Genomic DNA, 17,640 nt, shown 5'->3' on the forward strand with positions numbered 1-17,640 from the left:
GGGCAATGCCCGCGCGCGGCCGCTGTCAACTGTGTCACGCCTTACAGGAGTTCCATATGGATTGGTTGCACGCCATCTTCCAGAAATCGCCCGAGTCGGCGCTGTTCCTGTCGCTGGCCATCGGGTATGCCATCGGCAAGCTCACCTTCGGCAAGTTCCAGCTGGGCGGCGTCGCGGGGTCGCTGCTTGCGGCGGTGATCATCAGCCAGGTCGGCGTCGAGATCGACAACGGCGTGAAGGCCGTGATGTTCGCGGTCTTCATCTACGCGGTGGGCTACGAAAGCGGCCCGCAGTTCTTCAACTCGCTGAACCGCAATTCGCTGCGCGAGATCGCGATGGCCGTCTTCATGGCCGTGGCCGGGCTGGTGACCGTGGTGGTCCTGGCCAAGATCTTCCAGCTCGACAAGGGGATCGCGGCAGGCCTGGCCGCCGGCGGCATGACGCAGTCGGCCATCATCGGCACGGCCGGCGACGCCATCACCAAGCTCGGCCTGCCGCCGGACCAGGTGAAGACGCTGCAGGCCAACGTGGCCATCGGCTACGCGGTGACGTACGTGTTCGGATCGCTCGGCGCCATCATCGTCTGCGTGAATATCCTGCCGCGCTTCATGCGCGCGGACCTGAAGTCCGACGCGAAGAAGGTGGAGGCGGCCATGCACGGCGGCCTGCCGCAGTTCGGCCCGGGCCAGGCCGGTGCGCTGCCCCGCCTGGTGGGCCGGTTGTTCCGCGTGACGGCTGCCGCGGGCAAGACCATCAAGGACATCGAGATCGGCGGCGAAGACCTGGTCACCGTGGAAAAGCTCCAGCGCGGCGGCAAGCCGATCGACGTCACGCAGGACACCGTGCTCGAAGCCGGCGACCTGGTGCTGCTGGTGGGCCGGCGCGATGCCATGGTACCCACCGCGCTGGTGATCGGCGACGAAGTGGCCGACGCCGAAGGCATGGGCATGGTCATGCAGACGCGCCGCGCGGTGTTCACGCGCTCCGGCCTGAACAACAAGCCGCTGGGCGAGATCGTGGCCAATATCAGCCGCGAGATGCGCCATGGCGTCTACCTGGAACGGATCGAGCGATACGACCATGCGCTGCCGATCCTGCCCGACCTGAAGCTCCAGCATGGCGACATCATCACGTTCTACGGCACCCCCGCGGACACCCGGCGTGCCGCCGAGCGCGCCGGCTATGAGCTGGTACCGAGCGAGAAGACCGACTTCGTCTACTTTGGCGCCGGCGTGCTGGTGGGCCTGCTGATCGGGCTGCTGGTGGTGCGCATCGGATCGATTCCGCTGACGCTGGGCGCGGGCGGCGGCGCGTTGCTGTCGGGCCTGGTGTTCGGCTGGGCTCGGTCCAAGCATCCGATGTATGGCGCGATGCCGACGGCAGCCTGCCAGTTGCTGAAGGACTTCGGGCTGGCCGCGTTCGTGGCCATCGTGGGCATCAACTCGGGACTACAGGCGGTAGACACCCTGCGCCATAGCGGTTTGACGATTTTCCTGCTCGGCGCCGTGGTCACGCTGCTGCCGCTGTTCCTGACGATGCTGTTTGGCCGCTACGTGCTCAAGTACGACAACGCCGCGCTGCTGGCCGGCGCGCTGGCCGGCTCGCGCAGCGCCAACCCGGCCTTCGGCGGCATCCTGGACAAGGCCGAAAGCCCCGTGCCGACCGTGCCGTTCGCCATCACCTATGCCCTGGCCAACGTGTTGCTGACGCTGCTCGGCCCGCTCGTCGTCGGCCTTGTCTGACGTCTGCCGCCGAAGGGACCACTACGAACTGCAAGGGGAGCGTCACCGCAGCAAATCGGCCCGTCTGTGACACCGAAGTGCCACCACGGGCCGTTCTTTTGCCGAAACGCCGATGTGTCAGCGCGCTTCCACGAACGCCAGCACGGTTTCCAGCATCTGGCGGATGGCCGGCTGCACGTTGACGGCCTTCGCCGGGTCGTACGCGAACGGGTACACCTCTTCCATGTACGACGACTGCGTCAGTTCCAGCTGGATGGCATGCACGCCGTCCGCCGGGTTGCCGTACTGGCGCGTGATGTAGCCGCCCTTGAAACGGCCGTTGAGCACGGCCGTATGGTTGGGCACCGCCTGCGCGATCTTGACCACATCGGCTGCCAGGCCGGTGTCGCAGCTCTTGCCGTCGGCCGATCCCAGGTTGAAGTCGGTGAGCTTGCCTTCGAAAAAGCGCGGCAGCACCGAGCGGATCGAGTGGGCGTCCCACAGGGCGATCGTGCCATGCTCGGCGCGCAGGCGCGCCAGTTCCTCCTGCAGCGCGTTGTGATACGGGTGCCAGACCGCGCCCCGGCGCAGCGCGATTTCCGCGTCGTCGGGGCCGCTGGCGCCGTCGGCGTACACCGGCGTCTTGTCGAACGTATCGACCGGGCACAGGCCCGTGGTGTCCTGGCCCGGGTACAGGTTGGCGTTGTCGGGCGGACGGTTCAGGTCGATCACGTAGCGCGAGTGCGTGGCCATCAGGATCGACGCGCCCAGTTCGCGGGCAAAGTCGTACAGGCGGTCCATGTGCCAGTCGGTATCGGGCACGGTGCGCGCCTCGGGCGTCAGACGCTCGGCCAGGCCGGCGGGCACATAGGTGCCCACGTGCGGCATCGACACCAGCAACGGGCGGGTGCCGCGATGCAGCGTGAAAGCGGGAATATCGGTGGTGAAGGAGGAGGACATCTTGTCTCGGGGCTGCTTGGTATGGGGCGGGTTCGGAACCCTTCAGTCCGCCAGCAGGCGGGCGCGCGCCTCGGCGAACAACCGGCCCGCATCCCCTTGAAGCGGATGCACGCCGTGCTGCAAGCGGCGCGTGCCGCCCGTGCGGACTTCCGCTAGTGTCTCATGTCCGTGGCTGGCGAACACGTACGTGGCCAGCGCATGGGCCCCGTCGAGCCCTGCCAGCGCGGGATGCTGGCCGTCCAGCACCAGGAAATCGGCCCGCTGTCCGGCCGCCAGGCCCGCCACCGGGCGCGCCGCCGCCCGCGCGCCGCCCGCCACGGCTTCGAGCCAGAGCCGGTCGGCCACCTGCGGATGCCGGTCCGACGCCAGCACATTGCGCCGCTGCAGGCCCAGCCGCTGGCCGTATTCGAACGTGCGCAGTTCCTCGGCCACGCTGACGCTGGCGTGGCTGTCCGACCCGACGCCCCACCACCCGTGCTGCGCCAGGTACGGCGCGGCCTCGAACACGCCATCGCCCAGATTGGCTTCGGTGGTCGGGCAGATACCGGCCACGGCGCCGCTATGGGCCAGCCGCCGCCGCTCGTCCCAGTCCATGTGGGTGGCATGCACCAGGCACCAGCGTGCGTCCACCGGCGCGTGGTCCAGCAGCCATTGCACGGGCCGCACGCCGTGGGTGGCCAGGCAGTCGTCCACTTCCTTCTGCTGTTCGGCGATGTGGATATGCACCGGCGCGGTCGCATCCATCGCGTGCAGCGCGGCAACGGCCTGCGTCAGGCTGTGCGGCGGCACCGCGCGCAGCGAATGGGGAGCCAGGCCCAGCCGTGCGCCGTAGGCGGTGCAATGCGGCGCCAGCTTTTCCAGCAACGCCTGCATGGCATCGGTATCGTTCAGGAAGCGGCGCTGGTCGGGCTGCGCGGGCTTGCCGGCAAACCCGGCCGTCTGGTACAGCACGGGCAGCAGCGTCATGCCGATGCCGGCGGCCTGCGCCGCGCGCAGCAGCCGCAGCGACATCTCGGCGCGGTCGGCATACGGCTTGCCGTCGGGGTCGTGATGGACGTAATGGAATTCGCACACGCTGGTATAGCCGGCGCGCAGCATCTCGATATAGAGCTGCGTGGCAATGGCCTCCAGCGCGTCCGGCGACAGGCGCAGCGCAAAGCGGTACATCAGCGTGCGCCAGCTCCAGAACGAATCGCCGCCGGCAGGATCGGCGTCGGGCGACACGCTGCGGTATTCGGTCAGCCCGGCAAAGCCGCGCTGGAACGCGTGCGAATGGAGATTCGGCATGCCCGGCAGCACCGGGCCGGCCGCCTCGGGCACCGATGGCGCCGGCGCGGCGCCAGGCGTGATGGCCGTGAAAGCGCCGTGGGCACCCCACTCCAGCAGCACATCGCGTGCCCAGCCGTCGGGCAGCAGCGCATGGCGCGCAAACAGCTGGCCGGCGCTCATCGGAACACCTTGCCCTGCCGCACCACCCCGGCACACGGGTTGCGGCCAAACCAGTAGGCCAGTTCGGCCGGCGACGCCACGCGCCACAGCGCGAAGTCGGCGGCGCGGCCCGGGGCCAGCCGCCCGTGGCGGTCCGCCGCGCCCAGCGCGCGCGCCGCGTGCGTGGTCACGCCGGCCAGCGCCTCGGGCACCGTCATGCGGAACAGCGTGCAGGCCATGTTCATCATCAGCAGCAACGATGTGGTGGGCGCTGTGCCCGGGTTGTGATCGGTGGAAATGGCAATCGGCACGCCATGCTGGCGCAACAGGGCCAGCGGCGGCAGATGGGTATCCCGCAGGAAATAGTAGGCGCCGGGCAGCAGCACGGCCACCGTGCCGGACTCGGCCATCGCCATCACGCCGGCCTCGTCCAGGTGTTCGAGGTGATCCGCCGACAGCGCCTTGTGCCGCGCCGCCAGTGCCGCACCACCGAGGTTGCTCAGTTGCTCGGCATGCAGCTTCACGGGCAGGCCGTGGCGTGCGGCGGCCGCGAATACGTGTGCGGTCTGGTCTGGCGAAAATCCGATGCCCTCGCAGAAGGCATCGACCGCATCGACCAGTTTTTCCTCGGCCAGCGCCGGCAGCATCGTATGGCAGACCAGGTCGATATAGTCGTCGGCGCGGCCCGCGTATTCGGGCGGCAGCGCATGCGCGCCCAGGAACGTCGTGTAGACCGTCACGCCATAGGCCTCGCCCAGCCGGCGCGCCACGCGCAATTGCTTGCGCTCGGCGTCGAGCGACAAGCCATAGCCGGACTTGATCTCGATGGTGGTCACGCCCTCGGCCAGCAGCGCCTCCAGCCGCACGGCCGCCTGCGCGAACAGCGTGGCCTCGTCGGCCTCGCGCGTGGCCCGCACCGTGGACACGATGCCGCCCCCGGCGCGCGCGATGTCCTCGTAGCTGGCGCCCGCCAGCCGCATCGCGAATTCGTCGGCACGCTGGCCGCCGTACACCAGGTGCGTATGGCAGTCGATCAGGCCGGGGGTGATCCACGCGCCGCCGGCATCGTGCCGGTCGAGATGGCGATAGCTGTCCGGCAGATCGGCCAGCGCCCCGAGCCAGGCGATGCGGCCCTGTTCGATCACCAGCGCGCCGTCGCGGACGGCCCGTTCGGGGTCCGCGTCGGGCAGCAGGTGGCAGTGATGCCAGACGCCATCGGCAGAAGGCGCGTCGTGGAAGTTCATCGGTCCGGCTCCCTATGCAGTATCACGCGCAGGCACAGCGCGGAAAGTTCGGTATGGGCGCATGTGACGGCCGGCGAACCGGCCGGCATCAGTATGCCCTCGCCCGCCGACAGGTGCTGGCCGTCGCCGCCGCGGCTGTCGCTGGCGTCCCAGTCGCCGCGCAGCGCCAGGACCAGCACGGTGGCGAAGGTGGGCACCGCCGTGAACGGCTGGCGCATCAGGCGGACTTCGGCGCGGCAGCGGCCCCGGCGCGTCATCACGTTGAGATCGCGTGTCGGGCCATCGACCAGCGCGGCATGGATCGCCGTATCGCCAGAAAACGCGTATGGCTCGCCCACGCGCACGAGCTTGTGGCAGAACGAATCGTCGTGGGCCTGCAGATGCACGCCGGCGCCGTCGATCAGCACGATCTGCCGGTCGATGCCCGGAAAGGCCGAGAACGGCCCGTCCGCGGCGATATCGGCCACGCTGATGCGCCAGTCGAACGTGTCCATGCCGGCGCCCGGCGGCCACACGGCAATCTCGCGCGTGGTGCCGCCGCCGTTCTTCCACGGCGTGGGGGCGATGGCGTCGAGCGCGAACCGCGTGACGGACATCAGCGCTTCACCATCGGCAGGTTCAGGCCCTTTTCACGGGCGCAGTCGATGGCGATGTCGTAGCCTGCGTCGGCGTGGCGCATTACGCCCGTGGCCGGGTCGTTCCAGAGCACCCGCTCGATCCGCCTGCCCGCCGCGTCGGTGCCGTCGCAGACGATGACCACGCCCGAATGCTGCGAAAACCCCATGCCCACGCCGCCGCCGTGATGCAGGCTGACCCACGTGGCACCGCCGGCCGTGTTCAGCAGCGCGTTGAGCAGCGGCCAGTCGGACACCGCATCGGAGCCATCGCGCATCGCCTCGGTTTCACGATTCGGCGATGCCACCGAGCCGCAGTCGAGGTGATCGCGCCCGATCACCACCGGCGCCTTGAGCTCGCCATTCTTCACCATCTCGTTGAAGGCCAGGCCGGCGCGGTGCCGTTCGTCCAGGCCCACCCAGCAGATGCGCGCCGGCAGGCCCTGGAACGCGATGCGGTCGCGCGCCATGTCCAGCCAGCGGTGCAGCGGCTTGTCGTCCGGGAACAGTTCCTTCATCTTGGCGTCGGTCTTGTAGATATCCTCCGGGTCGCCCGACAGCGCCACCCAGCGGAACGGGCCCTTGCCGCGGCAGAACAGCGGGCGGATATACGCCGGCACGAAGCCCGGGAAATCGAACGCGTTCTTCACGCCTTCCTCGAACGCCACCTGCCGGATGTTGTTGCCGTAGTCCACCGTCGGCACCCCCATCTGCTGGAACGCCAGCATGGCCTGCACATGCTTGACGATCGACTGGCGTGCGGCGGCTTCCACGGCCTTGGGGTCGCGCACGCGCAGGTCTTCCCACTGGTCCACGGTCCAGCCTTCGGGCAGGTAGCCGTTGATGACGTCGTGCGCCGAGGTCTGGTCGGTCACGATATCGGGCCGCATGCCGCCCGCCTGCGCACGGCGCGCCAGTTCGGGCACGATCTCCGCGGCATTGCCGAGCAGGCCCACCGAGATCGCCTGGCCCTGCCGGGTCGCGTCCGCGATCATGGCCAGCGCCTCGTCCAGCGTGGTGGCCTTCTTGTCCAGGTAGCGCGTGCGGATGCGGAAGTCGATGCGCGATTCCTGGCATTCGATGGCCAGCACACAAGCGCCGGCCAGCACGCCGGCCAGCGGCTGCGCGCCGCCCATGCCGCCCAGGCCGGCAGTCAGTATCCACTTGCCGGTCAGGTCGCCGTTGTAGTGCTGGTTGCCCGCTTCCACGAACGTTTCGAACGTGCCCTGCACGATGCCCTGCGTGCCGATGTAGATCCACGACCCCGCCGTCATCTGTCCGTACATCATCAGGCCGGCCCGGTCGAGTTCGTTGAACTTGTCCCAGGTGGCCCAGTGCGGCACCAGGTTGGAGTTGGCGATCAGCACGCGCGGGGCGTCGGCATGGGTGCGGAACACGCCCACCGGCTTGCCCGACTGCACCAGCAGCGATTCGTCCTCGCCCAGGCGGCGCAGGCTGTCCAGGATGGCGTCGAAGCACTCCCAGTTACGCGCGGCCTTGCCGATGCCGCCATAGACCACCAGGTCCTGGGGGCGTTCGGCCACATCGGGGTCCAGGTTGTTCTGGATCATCCGATAGGCCGCTTCGATGAGCCAGTTCTTGCAGTGCAGCTGGCTGCCTCGCGGGGCGCGGATTTCGCGCTGGCCGCGCGGGGTGTCGGTGAATTGGTGTTCGTTGGCGTTCATGGTGTGTCCCGGTATGTTTGTTGACTGGTCGGATCTGGATGCGCTTGCCCGCTCCCCCAACCCTGCAAACCGACGGCGTTTCAACCACCGATTTTGTCTCCCGTTGCGGGAGGGGGGGAGATGGCCAGCGTCTCAGGCGGCTACGTTCGTCGGCAAGATCTCCCTCACGGCCTCGGGCCAGCCCGCGCCGGCGTCGCCCTGCACCACCCACTGCTTCATCGCCTCGATATCGGGCGCCAGATAACGGTCGGATTCCACAAAGGCCACGCGGCTGCGGATGCGGGCCAGTTCCTGCTCCACCAGCGGCGACGACTTCAGCGGCCGATGGAATTCGATGCCCTGCGCAGCGGCCATGGCCTCGATGCCGACGATCACGGCGGTGTTGGCGGCCATGTCGCCCAGGCGGCGCGCGCCGTAGGTGGCCATCGACACATGGTCTTCCTGGTTGGCCGACGTAGGCAGGCTGTCCACACTGGACGGATGCGCCAGCGACTTGTTCTCGGACGCCAGCGCCGCCGCCGTGACCTGCGCGATCATGAAGCCCGAATTCAGGCCGCCATCGCGCACCAGGAACGGCGGCAGGCCGGACAGCCCCGTATCGAGCAGCAGCGCCAGGCGGCGCTCGGAGATGGCGCCAATCTCGGCGATGGCCAGCGCGATGATGTCGGCGGCAAAGGCCACCGGCTCGGCGTGGAAGTTGCCGCCGGACACCACGTCGCCCTGTTCGGAAAACACCAGCGGGTTGTCGGACGCGGCGTTGGCCTCGATGCGCAGGACGCCCGCGGCGTGGGCCAGGTTGTCCAGGCACGCGCCCATCACCTGCGGCTGGCAGCGGATCGAATACGGGTCCTGCACCCGCCCGCAGGTCTTGTGCGAATCGACGATCTCGCTGCCATCGAGCATCGCGCGCACGGCGCCGGCCACGGCAATCTGGCCCGCCTGCCCGCGTGCCGCGTGGATGCGGGCATCGAACGGCTTGACCGATCCCTTGATGGCTTCCAGCGACAGCGCGCCTGCCACCAGCCCCGCCGCGAAGGCATCCTCGGCGGCAAACAGCCCGGCCAGCGCCAGCGCCGTGGACACCTGCGTGCCGTTCAGCAGCGCCAGCCCTTCCTTGGGGCCCAGCGTGAAGACGTCCAGCCCGGCATGGGCCAGGCCTTGCGCGGCCGGCACGCGGCGGCCGTCGATCATCACATCGCCCACGCCAATCAGCGTGCAGGACATATGCGCCAGCGGCGCCAGGTCGCCCGAGGCACCGACCGATCCCTTGGCCGGGATGCACGGCGACACGCCGTGGTTGGCCAGCGCCAGCAGGGCATCGATCAGTTCCGGACGCACGCCCGAATGGCCACGCGCCAGGCTGACGGCCTTGATCGCCAGGATCAGCCGCACGGTATCGGCCGGCAGGTCGGCACCGGTGCCCACGCTGTGCGACAGCACCAGGTTGCGTTGCAGTTCGGCCAGCTTGTCGTGGGCGATGCGCGATTGCGCCAGCTTGCCAAAGCCGGTGTTGATGCCATAGACCACGGCGTCGGCGTCGATGATGTCCTGCACCGTGGCCTGCGCGGCACGCACGCCGGCCCAGGCCGATTCGGCCATCGCCAGCCGCACTTCGCCACGGTAGATGCGGCGCAGGTCGTCCAGCGAGACGTGGCCAGGGTTCAGGGTCAGGAGGGAGCGGGAATCGTTGGTCATCTGCGTACGTCTTTGTTGTATGAGCCTGTCTATACAGGTTAGTCGAAAAATAAACCCGATGGCCCGCTTTTGGCTGGCCTCGGGAATCTGTTCTAGCCGAAGGCGGGATTGCCGTCGGCGCGAAACCGGCTGCCCAGCCGATACCGGTTGCCCGGGTGCAGGCAGCGAACAAATGTGACCGGCACGCCATGTGTCCAGGTGCGGCGGGTCAGCAGCAGGCAGGGCTGCGTGGGCGGCATCTCCAGATGCGCGGCCTGCTCGGCCGTGGCGGCGATGGCATCGACCACGTGCTCCACCTGGTCATACGGCACGTTGCGCAGCAGGTACTCGCCCGGCTGCGTATCGGCAAAATCCTGCGTGATGAAATCGGGCGCCACGCGCGGATTCACGTAGCGGTCTTCCAGCTGCACCGGCAAGCCGTCTTCGCGATGGATGCAGATCGAGTGGTACACCGATTCGCCGGTGCGCAGTTCCAGCGCGGCTGCCACCTCGATCGACGCCGACACGCGCTCCACCAGGATCACGTCGCAGGCGTAGTCGTGGCCGCGCATGCGGATCTCGTCCTGCAGGTTGACCACCGACAGCAGCGTGGACTGCGGCTTGTGTTCGGCCACGAACGTGCCCACGCCGGCCACGCGCACCACCCTGCCCTGCTCCGACAGTTCGCGCAAGGCCCGGTTGACCGTCATGCGCGACACCGAGAAGCGGTTCACCAGTTCCTGCTCGGACGGCACGCGATCGCCGGGCTGCCACGCGCCGCTCTGGATCTGGCGCGCGATGTACTCCTTGACCTGCTGGTACAGCGCGGCCGGAGCGTTGGACGGGGAAGGTGCCGGGTTGGCGGACGGATTCATGACCTGTTGCGGAATGCCGGATTGCCGGTTCAGTGTTCGGCCGATGCCATGGCTTCGGCACGAATCTCTTCGGTGAGCCGCGCCTTGAGCACGGAAAACTCGGGCGATGTCTTGATCGTGTAATGGCGCGGATGGGCAAAGTCCACCGCGATCTCGCTCTTGATCCGACCGGGCCGCGCGGAAAACACCGCCACGCGGTTGGCCATGAAAATGGCCTCGTCGATATCGTGCGTGACGAATAATACCGTCTTGCGGTGCGACTCCCAGATCCCCAGCAGCAGCTCCTGCATCAGCACGCGCGTCTGGTTGTCCAGCGCGCCGAACGGCTCGTCCAGCAGCAGGATCTTCGGATCGTTGGCCAGCGCCCGCGCAATCGCCGTGCGCTGCTGCATGCCGCCCGACAGCTGCTTGGGGTAGTGCTGCTCGAAGCCGCGCAGCCCCACGCGGGCGATAAAGAAATCGCTACGTTCCTTCTGCTCGGCCAGGCTCATGCCGCGTTCGCGCAGCCCGAAGCGCACGTTCTGCTCGATCGTCAGCCACGGGAACAGCGTGTACGACTGGAACACCATGCCGCGGTCGGCGCCCGGTCCGGCCACCGGCTGGCCATCGAGCAGCACGCGGCCGCCGCTGGGGGTCTCGAGCCCGGCCACGATGCGCAGCAGCGTGGATTTGCCGCAGCCCGACGGGCCCAGGATCGTCACGAAATCGTTGTCGCGCACCTCGAAATCGACCGGCAGCAACGCCTGCGTGCTGCCGCCGCGCGGATTCGCGAAGGTACGGGATACCTGCTGGATCGACAGCGCGCTCATTTGATCGAACTCCACGGAAACAGGCGCTGGTTGGCCAGCTTGAAGACCAGGTCGGACACCAGCCCGATGCAGCCGATGACGATGATGCCGAAGATGATCTGCCCGGTATTCAGCAGCGCCTGGCTGTCGGTAATCATGTGCCCGATGCCCGAGGACGAGCCGATCAGCTCGGCCACGATCACGTACGTCCACGCCCAGCCCAGTACCAGCCGCAGCGTCTCGGCAATCTCGGGCGCCGCGCCCGGAATCAGCACGCGGCGCACGATGCCGCGCGGCGTGGCGCCCAGCGTGTAGGCGGCCTCCACCAGGTCCTTGCGCGCGCCGCCCACCGTGACCGCCACCATCAGCACGATCTGGAAAAACGAGCCGATGAAGATCACCAGCAGCTTCTGCGTCTCGCCAATGCCGGCCCACAGGATCAGCAGCGGGATGAACGCCGACGCCGGCAGGTAGCGGCAAAACGACACGAATGGCTCGAAAAACGCCTCGGCCGCCTTGTAGGACCCCATAAAAATGCCCAGCGGCACGGCCAGCACGGCGGCCAGCACGAAGCCGCCGACCACGCGCCAGACGGTCATGCCGATATCGCCGATGAAGCCGTACTGCGTGAACAGCAGCCAGCCCTCGTGCGCCATCGTCACCGGATCGGCCAGGAACGTGCGCGGGACGAAGCCGCCCAGCGTCACCACGGCCCAGACGCCGAAGAATGCGACAAAGAACGACAGGCCAAGAATCCAGCGGGCCTGCGACGACACCGGCACCAGCGGCGACAGCCACGGATGGCGCGCACGCGGCGCACGGTCCGCCGGCTGGGCGGCGATGGGCGCGGGCGGGCGCGCCGTGGCGGGAGCTTGCACGGACGACGACATCACGGACTCCGGCTTACTTGAGGTATCGGGCGTCATAGAGCGCCGTCACGTCGGGCACCTGGCGGATCACGCCGATGTCCTTGAGCACATCGGCCGCTTCCTTGCTGAAGCTGGCCAGCTCGCCCGAGAAGAATTTCTGGTTGGCCGCCTTGTCCTGCCAGCGCAGGTAGGCCGACGACTTGGCGAACTGCTCGCCGGTCTGCTTGACGGCCGCGCCCATGATGTCGTTGGACTTCTCGGGCTCCTTGCGGATCATCTCCAGCGCCTCGAAGTAGCTGTCGACCAGCGCCTGGGCGGCCTTGGGATTGTCCTTGAGCCATTTCGGCACACAGCCCAGCGTGTCGGTCACCATCGGGTAGTCGAGCGTGGTGGCCAGGATCTTTCCGCGCTCCGGATTGGCGCGCACGGTGGACAGATACGGCTCGTAGGTCATGGCGCCGTCGTTCTGGCCCGCCACGAACGCCTGCGCGGCCGCCTGTGGCGACAGCGTGGTCAGCTTCACGTCCTTGAGCGACATGCCGTTCTTCTTCAGCATCCACGCCAGCCCGAAGTACGGCGCGGTGCCCGGCGCATCGACGCCGATGGTCTTGCCCTTGAGGTCCGCAAACGTCTTCACGTCGCTGCGCACAGCCAGGCCGTCGGCGCCGTACGACTTGTCGAGCTGGACGATCTGGGTGATGGGCACGCCGTTGGCGTTCCAGGCCACGTGGGTTTCCACGGTGGTGGCCGCGCACTGGATGGCCCCGGAGGCCAGCGCCAGGTGGCGGTCCTTCTGCGGAATCATCTTGATATCCACATCCACGCCGTGCTTCTTGAAGATGCCCGCCTTGTCGGCCAGCGTCAGCGGCGCGAAACCGGTCCAGCCGCTCATGCCGATCGTGACCGGCGTGTTCTGGGCGTGGGCGGGCGCGGCCAGGACTGCGGCGGCAAGGGTGGACGCAACGGCGGCAAAACGGAACGGCAGGGGCAGCTTCATGCTGTCGGCTCCATCAGTCGTGGGGTGAAGGCAATCTATCAATCCTGTATATACAAGTCAAACCCGGGGTTTACCTGAGTCATCCGTCAAGTACGTCTTGCTGAACCCCAGTGATGGCGCGCAATTGCGGTGCCCGATCATGCTGCAATGCACCGCAGCGGCGCATGAGATTGGCATGGAGTGCCGCGCGATGCACCAACTTGTCTATACAGGTGACGCAGGCGGAGGGTGACGCAATGGGCGTGCCTGGCATGGAAGAGGTGTCCGCTACGTGATGGTTGCTCCCCTCTCCGCAAGGCGGGAGAGGGGAGCCGGAAATTGGCACCTTGGCCGCGTCAGCGATCAAAAAACGCGCTGACCGTGGGATAACGCAGCCGCAGGCGCAGTTCGCGCTTGAGCCGGCGGTTGTCGAGCCGGCGCGATTCGCTCATGAAGCTCAGGAGCGTGGGGTCGATGGTGTCCCGCGCCTGCTGGCGGGTGATGCGCGGCGGGCGCGGCAGGCCCTTGCGGTCTGCCACGAGGTCGAAATAGTCGGCCATGCGCAGTTCGGTGTCGTCGCTGGCGTGCACCACGCGCTGCGGGCGGCCGCGCCACAACGCGGCGATCATCGCCCGCGCCAGGTCGTCGGCATGGATATGGCTCGTGTAGACGTCATCCTGCGGCGCCAGCGCAGGCGTGCCCTTGTTCAGGCGCGCCACGGGCAGCCGGTCTTCGGCATAGATGCCTGGAATGCGCACAATGCCGGTCCGCCAGCCGGCGTCGCGGCCAAAGGCGCGCACCGCCGCTTCCGCCGCCACGCGCCGCCGGGCCCGTGCAGTCTGCGGACGCACCGCATGAAATTCCTGCACGCGCGCGCCGCCGCGGTCGCCGTAGACGCCGGTGGTGCTGGCGTAGATGAAGGCCCCCGGGGCACGGTGGCGCGCCGACGCCTCAAACGCGCGGTGCCAGCCCCGCTCGGGTAGAATGGCGGCCTCGCTGACACCGGGCCGCAGGGCGCGCGTGCGACGCCAGCTGGTGCGCCGTAGCGCACCCAGCAACGCTTGCGTGCGTGGATCGCCATCGCCCTGACCGGGCGGCGGCGCCAGGTCGATGACCCGGCTGGCCAGCCGCGACAGCCGTGCCAGCGTGGCCGGCTGATCCAGGTTGGCCACCAGCGGTATCGCGCCGGCTTCGCGCAGTGCCGCCTGGCGCGATGGTTGCGAAGTCACGGCGAACACGCGCATGCGCGTGGCCAGCACGCGCAGGATGCGGGTGCCCACATCGCCGCAGCCAACGATCAGCAGGCGCGGACGGCCCAGCCGCCGACGCCGGACGCCCCGTGGGGAAGACAACGCCGCTTGCGGCGACAGAATTTGGTTCATAGACCCGATTATGGCTTATCAAGTTACCGTCATGCCGAGTGGCCACAAGTTCGAAGTGGCCGCCGACGAAACCATCCTGGGCGCCGCGCTGCGCCATAGCATCGGCCTGCCCTACGGCTGCAAGAACGGCGCCTGCGGGTCGTGCAAGGGCCGCGTGGTCGAGGGTACGATCCACCAGGGCGACCATGCCGCATCGGCGCTGACCGCCCAGGAAAAGACCGAGGGCCGCGCGCTGTTCTGCTGCGCCAACGCCACGTCGGACATCACGATCGAATGCCGCGAGGTGCATGGCGCCGGCGACATCCCCATCAAGAAGATCCCGTGCCGCGTGGCCACCATGGAGCGCCTGGCCGACGACGTGATCTCGGTCCGGCTGCAACTGCCCGCCACCGAGCGCATGCAGTTCCTGGCCGGCCAGTACGTGGAATTCCTGCTGCGCGACGGCAAGCGCCGCAGCTATTCGATCGCCACGCCGCCGCACGAGGAAGGCCCGATCGAACTGCATATCCGCCACATGCCCGGCGGCGCGTTCACCGACTACGTGTTCGGCGCGAAGGAAGGCATGCCGGCCATGAAGGAACGCGACATCCTGCGCTTCGAGGGCCCGCTGGGCAGCTTCTTCCTGCGGGAGGATTCGGACAAGCCGATCATCCTGCTGGCATCGGGCACCGGCTTCGCGCCGATCAAGGCCATCGTCGAGCATGCCGCCTACACCGGCATCACGCGCCCGATGACGCTGTACTGGGGCGGCCGCCGTCCGGCCGACCTGTACATGCACGCGCTGTGCGAGCAGTGGGCGCGCGACCTGCCGAACTTCAAGTACGTGCCGGTGGTGTCCGACGCGCAGGCCGGCGACAACTGGACGGGCCGTACCGGCTTTGTCCACCAGGCCGTGATGGCCGACCATCCGGACCTGTCGGGCCACGAGGTCTACGCCTGCGGCGCGCCGGTCATGGTCAACGCCGCGCGCACCGATTTCACGGCCCAGTGCCGCCTGCACGAGGACGCGTTCTTCGCCGATTCGTTCACGTCCGAGGCCGATCTGCACGCGGCCGGCAGCGCCTGACCGGCCCCGCCGCCGTTGGCGTCGACACAACAATGCCACCCGGGTCTGCCAAATTTCGCTTTGACACCCGGGCGCATGCGTCTTATATTGGCCGCCATGAACACCGCCATGATCCGACGCCGCGCACGTACGTTGCTCCCCTCCGGGGTGCCGCGCGGCTGACCGCAGACAGCGTTTGTTCAGGTCAACAAGCCACGGGCAGCCCCCGTGGCTTTTTGCTTTTCTCCGTCCCTCTTTTCGTGCCGATCCCAGGAGTCCGCCATGGCATTTGCTGAGTTTCCCGTCCAATCGCTGATGTACATCACCAACCGCCCCGAACTGGTCTTCACCGAAGGCAAGGGTTCGTGGCTGACGGACCATAACGGCAAGCGCTATCTCGATTTCGTGCAGGGCTGGGCAGTCAACGCGCTGGGGCATTCCAACGAGGGCATGATCCAGGCGCTGGAGACGCAGGCCCGCAAGCTGCTGAACCCGAGCCCGGCCTTCTACAACGAGCCGATGCTCAAGCTCGCGCAGCAGCTGACCGACAACAGCTGCTTCGACAAGGTGTTCTTCGCCAACAGCGGCGCCGAAGCCAACGAAGGCGCGATCAAGCTGGCGCGCAAATGGGGCCGCAAGCACAAGGACGGCGCGTTCGAGATCATCACGATGGACCACAGCTTCCACGGCCGCACGCTGGCGACCATGAGCGCATCGGGCAAGGCCGGCTGGGACACCATCTTCGCGCCGCAGGTGCCGGGCTTCCCGAAGGCCAACCTGAACGATCTGGCTTCGGTGGAAAAGCTGATCAACGACAAGACCGTCGGCATCATGCTGGAACCGGTGCAGGGCGAAGGCGGCGTGATCCCCGCCAGCCGCGAGTTCATGCAGGGCCTGCGCGCGCTGGCCGACAAGCACAAGCTGCTGCTGATCGTCGATGAAGTACAGACCGGCTGCGGCCGCTGCGGCACGCTGTTCGCGTACGAACTGTCGGGCGTGGAGCCGGACATCATGACGCTGGGCAAGGGCATTGGCGGCGGCGTACCGCTGTCGGCGCTGCTGTGCAAGGCCGACGTGGCCAGCTTCGAGGCCGGCGACCAGGGCGGCACGTACAACGGCAACCCGCTGATGACGGCCGTGGGCAGCTCGGTGATCTCGCAGCTGACCGCGCCGGGCTTCCTGGACGACGTGAAGGCCAAGGGCGAATACCTGCGCGAGCAGCTGCTGGCGCTGTCGGCCGAGTTCGGCCTGGGCGGCGAACGCGGCGAAGGCCTGCTGCGCGCGCTGGTGCTGGGCAAGGACATCGGCCCGCAGATCGTGGAGGAAGCGCGCGAGATGAACCCGACCGGCCTGCTGCTGAACGCCCCGCGGCCGAACCTGCTGCGCTTCATGCCGGCCCTGAACGTAACGCACGAAGAGATCGACCAGATGATCGGCATGCTGCGCGAGTTGCTGAAGAAGCTGGCGTAAGCAAAAAAGCCTCGCGAAAGCGAGGCTTTTTCGTTGGAAGCAGCAGGTGTTTGCGCCCCTCTCCCGCGCGCGGGAGAGGGGTTGGGGGAGAGGGTAATGCGGTTCTGCTTGCAGTCTGTTGCAATTTGAACCGCGGGCCCTCTCCCCCGCCCCTCTCCCGCGCGCGGGAGAGGGGCGACTACCTCACTCGCCCAGATACGCGGCACGCACCTTCGGATCGTCCAGCATCTGCTTGGCGTCGCCGCTCATCGTGATCAGGCCCGACTCCATCACGTAGCCGCGGTGGGCGGCCTGCAGCGCCAGGCGCGCGTTCTGCTCGACCAGCAGCACGGTCACGCCCTGTCCCGACACGGTACGCACCACCTCGAAGATCTTCTCGACCATGATCGGCGACAGACCCATCGACGGTTCGTCCAGCAGCAGCAGCTTGGGCTGGCTCATCAGCGCACGCGCCATGGCCAGCATCTGCTGCTCGCCGCCGGACATCGTGCCGGCCAGCTGGTTGGCGCGTTCCTTCAGGCGCGGGAACGTCTCGAACATGCGGTCGATGTCGGCCTTGATGCCGGCCTCGTCGTTGCGCGTGTACGCACCCATCTGCAGGTTCTCGGTGATCGTCATGCGCGCGAACACGCCGCGGCCTTCCGGCACCATCGCCAGGCCCTGCTTGAGCAGCGTGTAGCTGGGCACGCCCTTGATGGACTTGCCCATGTACTGCACGTCGCCGCCGGCCCAGCCCTGCAGGCCGGTGATGGCCTTCATGGTCGTGGTCTTGCCGGCGCCGTTGGCACCGATCAACGTCACGAGTTCGCCGTCCTGGATCTCCAGATCGACACCCTTGACGGCCTGGATGCCGCCATAGGCCACCTTCAGGCCCGCAATCTTCAGAATCGTTTGTGGCATTGCTTCTCT

General features: G+C 67.8%; 15 protein-coding genes. 3 read left to right on the plus strand and 12 right to left on the minus strand.

Annotated features, from left to right (window positions below; all coding sequences use genetic code 11):
• Nucleotides 1-56: 56 nt before the first annotated feature.
• Nucleotides 57-1,742 carry an aspartate-alanine antiporter gene (aspT, locus tag D9X30_RS00290; protein ID WP_153947370.1) on the plus strand — a complete coding sequence of 562 codons (1,686 nt, stop codon included), beginning with the start codon at nucleotides 57-59 and terminating at the stop codon, nucleotides 1,740-1,742.
• A gap of 117 nt (nucleotides 1,743-1,859) precedes the next feature.
• On the opposite strand, the gene hutG is transcribed toward aspT, so the two are convergent.
• From hutG to D9X30_RS00345, 11 genes are all read right to left on the minus strand, one after another.
• A complete protein-coding gene (hutG, locus tag D9X30_RS00295; RefSeq protein WP_153947369.1) occupies nucleotides 1,860-2,681 on the minus strand; it encodes an N-formylglutamate deformylase in 822 nt (273 codons plus the stop codon).
• Between the two features lie 42 nt (nucleotides 2,682-2,723).
• Entirely contained in the window at nucleotides 2,724-4,130 is a 1,407-nt protein-coding gene (locus D9X30_RS00300) for a formimidoylglutamate deiminase (RefSeq protein ID WP_153947368.1), read from the minus strand.
• Complete coding sequence (gene hutI, locus D9X30_RS00305) at nucleotides 4,127-5,353, minus strand: imidazolonepropionase (protein ID WP_153947367.1); 1,227 nt, start codon at nucleotides 5,351-5,353, stop codon at nucleotides 4,127-4,129. Before hutI ends, D9X30_RS00300 begins: the two co-directional genes overlap by 4 nt.
• The gene (locus D9X30_RS00310; RefSeq protein WP_153947366.1) at nucleotides 5,350-5,949 is read right to left on the minus strand and encodes a HutD/Ves family protein; all 600 of its coding nucleotides are present in this window, start codon (nucleotides 5,947-5,949) and stop codon (nucleotides 5,350-5,352) included. Before D9X30_RS00310 ends, hutI begins: the two co-directional genes overlap by 4 nt.
• The gene (gene hutU / locus D9X30_RS00315; RefSeq protein ID WP_153947365.1) at nucleotides 5,949-7,652 is read right to left on the minus strand and encodes a urocanate hydratase; all 1,704 of its coding nucleotides are present in this window, start codon (nucleotides 7,650-7,652) and stop codon (nucleotides 5,949-5,951) included. The genes D9X30_RS00310 and hutU overlap by 1 nt, the downstream gene beginning before the upstream one ends.
• 132 nt (nucleotides 7,653-7,784) lie before the next feature.
• Nucleotides 7,785-9,347 (minus strand): histidine ammonia-lyase, encoded by a 1,563-nt coding sequence (gene hutH, locus D9X30_RS00320; RefSeq protein WP_153947364.1) that lies wholly within the window; start codon nucleotides 9,345-9,347, stop codon nucleotides 7,785-7,787.
• A 92-nt stretch (nucleotides 9,348-9,439) separates the two neighbouring features.
• A complete protein-coding gene (gene hutC, locus D9X30_RS00325; protein WP_153947363.1) occupies nucleotides 9,440-10,201 on the minus strand; it encodes a histidine utilization transcriptional repressor HutC in 762 nt (253 codons plus the stop codon).
• Nucleotides 10,202-10,230: 29 nt separating this feature from the next.
• Nucleotides 10,231-11,010, minus strand: coding sequence for an ABC transporter ATP-binding protein (locus D9X30_RS00330; protein WP_153947362.1), 780 nt, complete (start codon nucleotides 11,008-11,010; stop codon nucleotides 10,231-10,233).
• Nucleotides 11,007-11,879, minus strand: a complete 873-nt coding sequence (locus tag D9X30_RS00335; RefSeq protein WP_153947361.1) for an ABC transporter permease — start codon at nucleotides 11,877-11,879, stop codon at nucleotides 11,007-11,009. The genes D9X30_RS00330 and D9X30_RS00335 overlap by 4 nt, the downstream gene beginning before the upstream one ends.
• Before the next feature lie 13 nt (nucleotides 11,880-11,892).
• On the minus strand, nucleotides 11,893-12,855 hold the full coding sequence (locus tag D9X30_RS00340; RefSeq protein WP_194946496.1) for an ABC transporter substrate-binding protein: 963 nt from the start codon (nucleotides 12,853-12,855) through the stop codon (nucleotides 11,893-11,895).
• A 335-nt stretch (nucleotides 12,856-13,190) separates the two neighbouring features.
• Nucleotides 13,191-14,216, minus strand: a complete 1,026-nt coding sequence (locus tag D9X30_RS00345) for an NAD-dependent epimerase/dehydratase family protein (RefSeq protein ID WP_153947360.1) — start codon at nucleotides 14,214-14,216, stop codon at nucleotides 13,191-13,193.
• 10 nt (nucleotides 14,217-14,226) lie between these two features.
• Between D9X30_RS00345 and D9X30_RS00350 the strand changes: the two genes are divergently transcribed.
• Nucleotides 14,227-15,282, plus strand: a complete 1,056-nt coding sequence (locus tag D9X30_RS00350) for a CDP-6-deoxy-delta-3,4-glucoseen reductase (protein WP_153947359.1) — start codon at nucleotides 14,227-14,229, stop codon at nucleotides 15,280-15,282.
• Nucleotides 15,283-15,543: 261 nt separating this feature from the next.
• Nucleotides 15,544-16,731 carry an acetylornithine transaminase gene (locus D9X30_RS00355; RefSeq protein ID WP_153947358.1) on the plus strand — a complete coding sequence of 396 codons (1,188 nt, stop codon included), beginning with the start codon at nucleotides 15,544-15,546 and terminating at the stop codon, nucleotides 16,729-16,731.
• A gap of 183 nt (nucleotides 16,732-16,914) precedes the next feature.
• On the opposite strand, the gene D9X30_RS00360 is transcribed toward D9X30_RS00355, so the two are convergent.
• Entirely contained in the window at nucleotides 16,915-17,631 is a 717-nt protein-coding gene (locus D9X30_RS00360) for an ABC transporter ATP-binding protein (RefSeq protein WP_153947357.1), read from the minus strand.
• Nucleotides 17,632-17,640 lie beyond the last annotated feature (9 nt).

The organism is Cupriavidus sp. U2 (assembly GCF_009663685.2).
Classification (GTDB): Bacteria; Pseudomonadota; Gammaproteobacteria; order Burkholderiales; family Burkholderiaceae; genus Cupriavidus; species Cupriavidus necator_C.

Coding starts and splice junctions, on each gene's coding strand:
- aspT (WP_153947370.1), top strand. CDS start 57: ATGGATTGGTTGCACGCCATCTTCCAGAAATCGCCCGAGTCGGCGCTG.
- D9X30_RS00355 (WP_153947358.1), top strand. CDS start 15,544: ATGGCATTTGCTGAGTTTCCCGTCCAATCGCTGATGTACATCACCAAC.
- D9X30_RS00345 (WP_153947360.1), bottom strand. CDS start 14,216: ATGAACCAAATTCTGTCGCCGCAAGCGGCGTTGTCTTCCCCACGGGGC.
- hutC (WP_153947363.1), bottom strand. CDS start 10,201: ATGAATCCGTCCGCCAACCCGGCACCTTCCCCGTCCAACGCTCCGGCC.
- D9X30_RS00330 (WP_153947362.1), bottom strand. CDS start 11,010: ATGAGCGCGCTGTCGATCCAGCAGGTATCCCGTACCTTCGCGAATCCG.
- hutG (WP_153947369.1), bottom strand. CDS start 2,681: ATGTCCTCCTCCTTCACCACCGATATTCCCGCTTTCACGCTGCATCGC.
- hutU (WP_153947365.1), bottom strand. CDS start 7,652: ATGAACGCCAACGAACACCAATTCACCGACACCCCGCGCGGCCAGCGC.
- D9X30_RS00310 (WP_153947366.1), bottom strand. CDS start 5,949: ATGTCCGTCACGCGGTTCGCGCTCGACGCCATCGCCCCCACGCCGTGG.
- D9X30_RS00360 (WP_153947357.1), bottom strand. CDS start 17,631: ATGCCACAAACGATTCTGAAGATTGCGGGCCTGAAGGTGGCCTATGGC.
- hutH (WP_153947364.1), bottom strand. CDS start 9,347: ATGACCAACGATTCCCGCTCCCTCCTGACCCTGAACCCTGGCCACGTC.
- hutI (WP_153947367.1), bottom strand. CDS start 5,353: ATGAACTTCCACGACGCGCCTTCTGCCGATGGCGTCTGGCATCACTGC.
- D9X30_RS00335 (WP_153947361.1), bottom strand. CDS start 11,879: ATGTCGTCGTCCGTGCAAGCTCCCGCCACGGCGCGCCCGCCCGCGCCC.
- D9X30_RS00340 (WP_194946496.1), bottom strand. CDS start 12,855: ATGAAGCTGCCCCTGCCGTTCCGTTTTGCCGCCGTTGCGTCCACCCTT.
- D9X30_RS00350 (WP_153947359.1), top strand. CDS start 14,227: ATGGCTTATCAAGTTACCGTCATGCCGAGTGGCCACAAGTTCGAAGTG.
- D9X30_RS00300 (WP_153947368.1), bottom strand. CDS start 4,130: ATGAGCGCCGGCCAGCTGTTTGCGCGCCATGCGCTGCTGCCCGACGGC.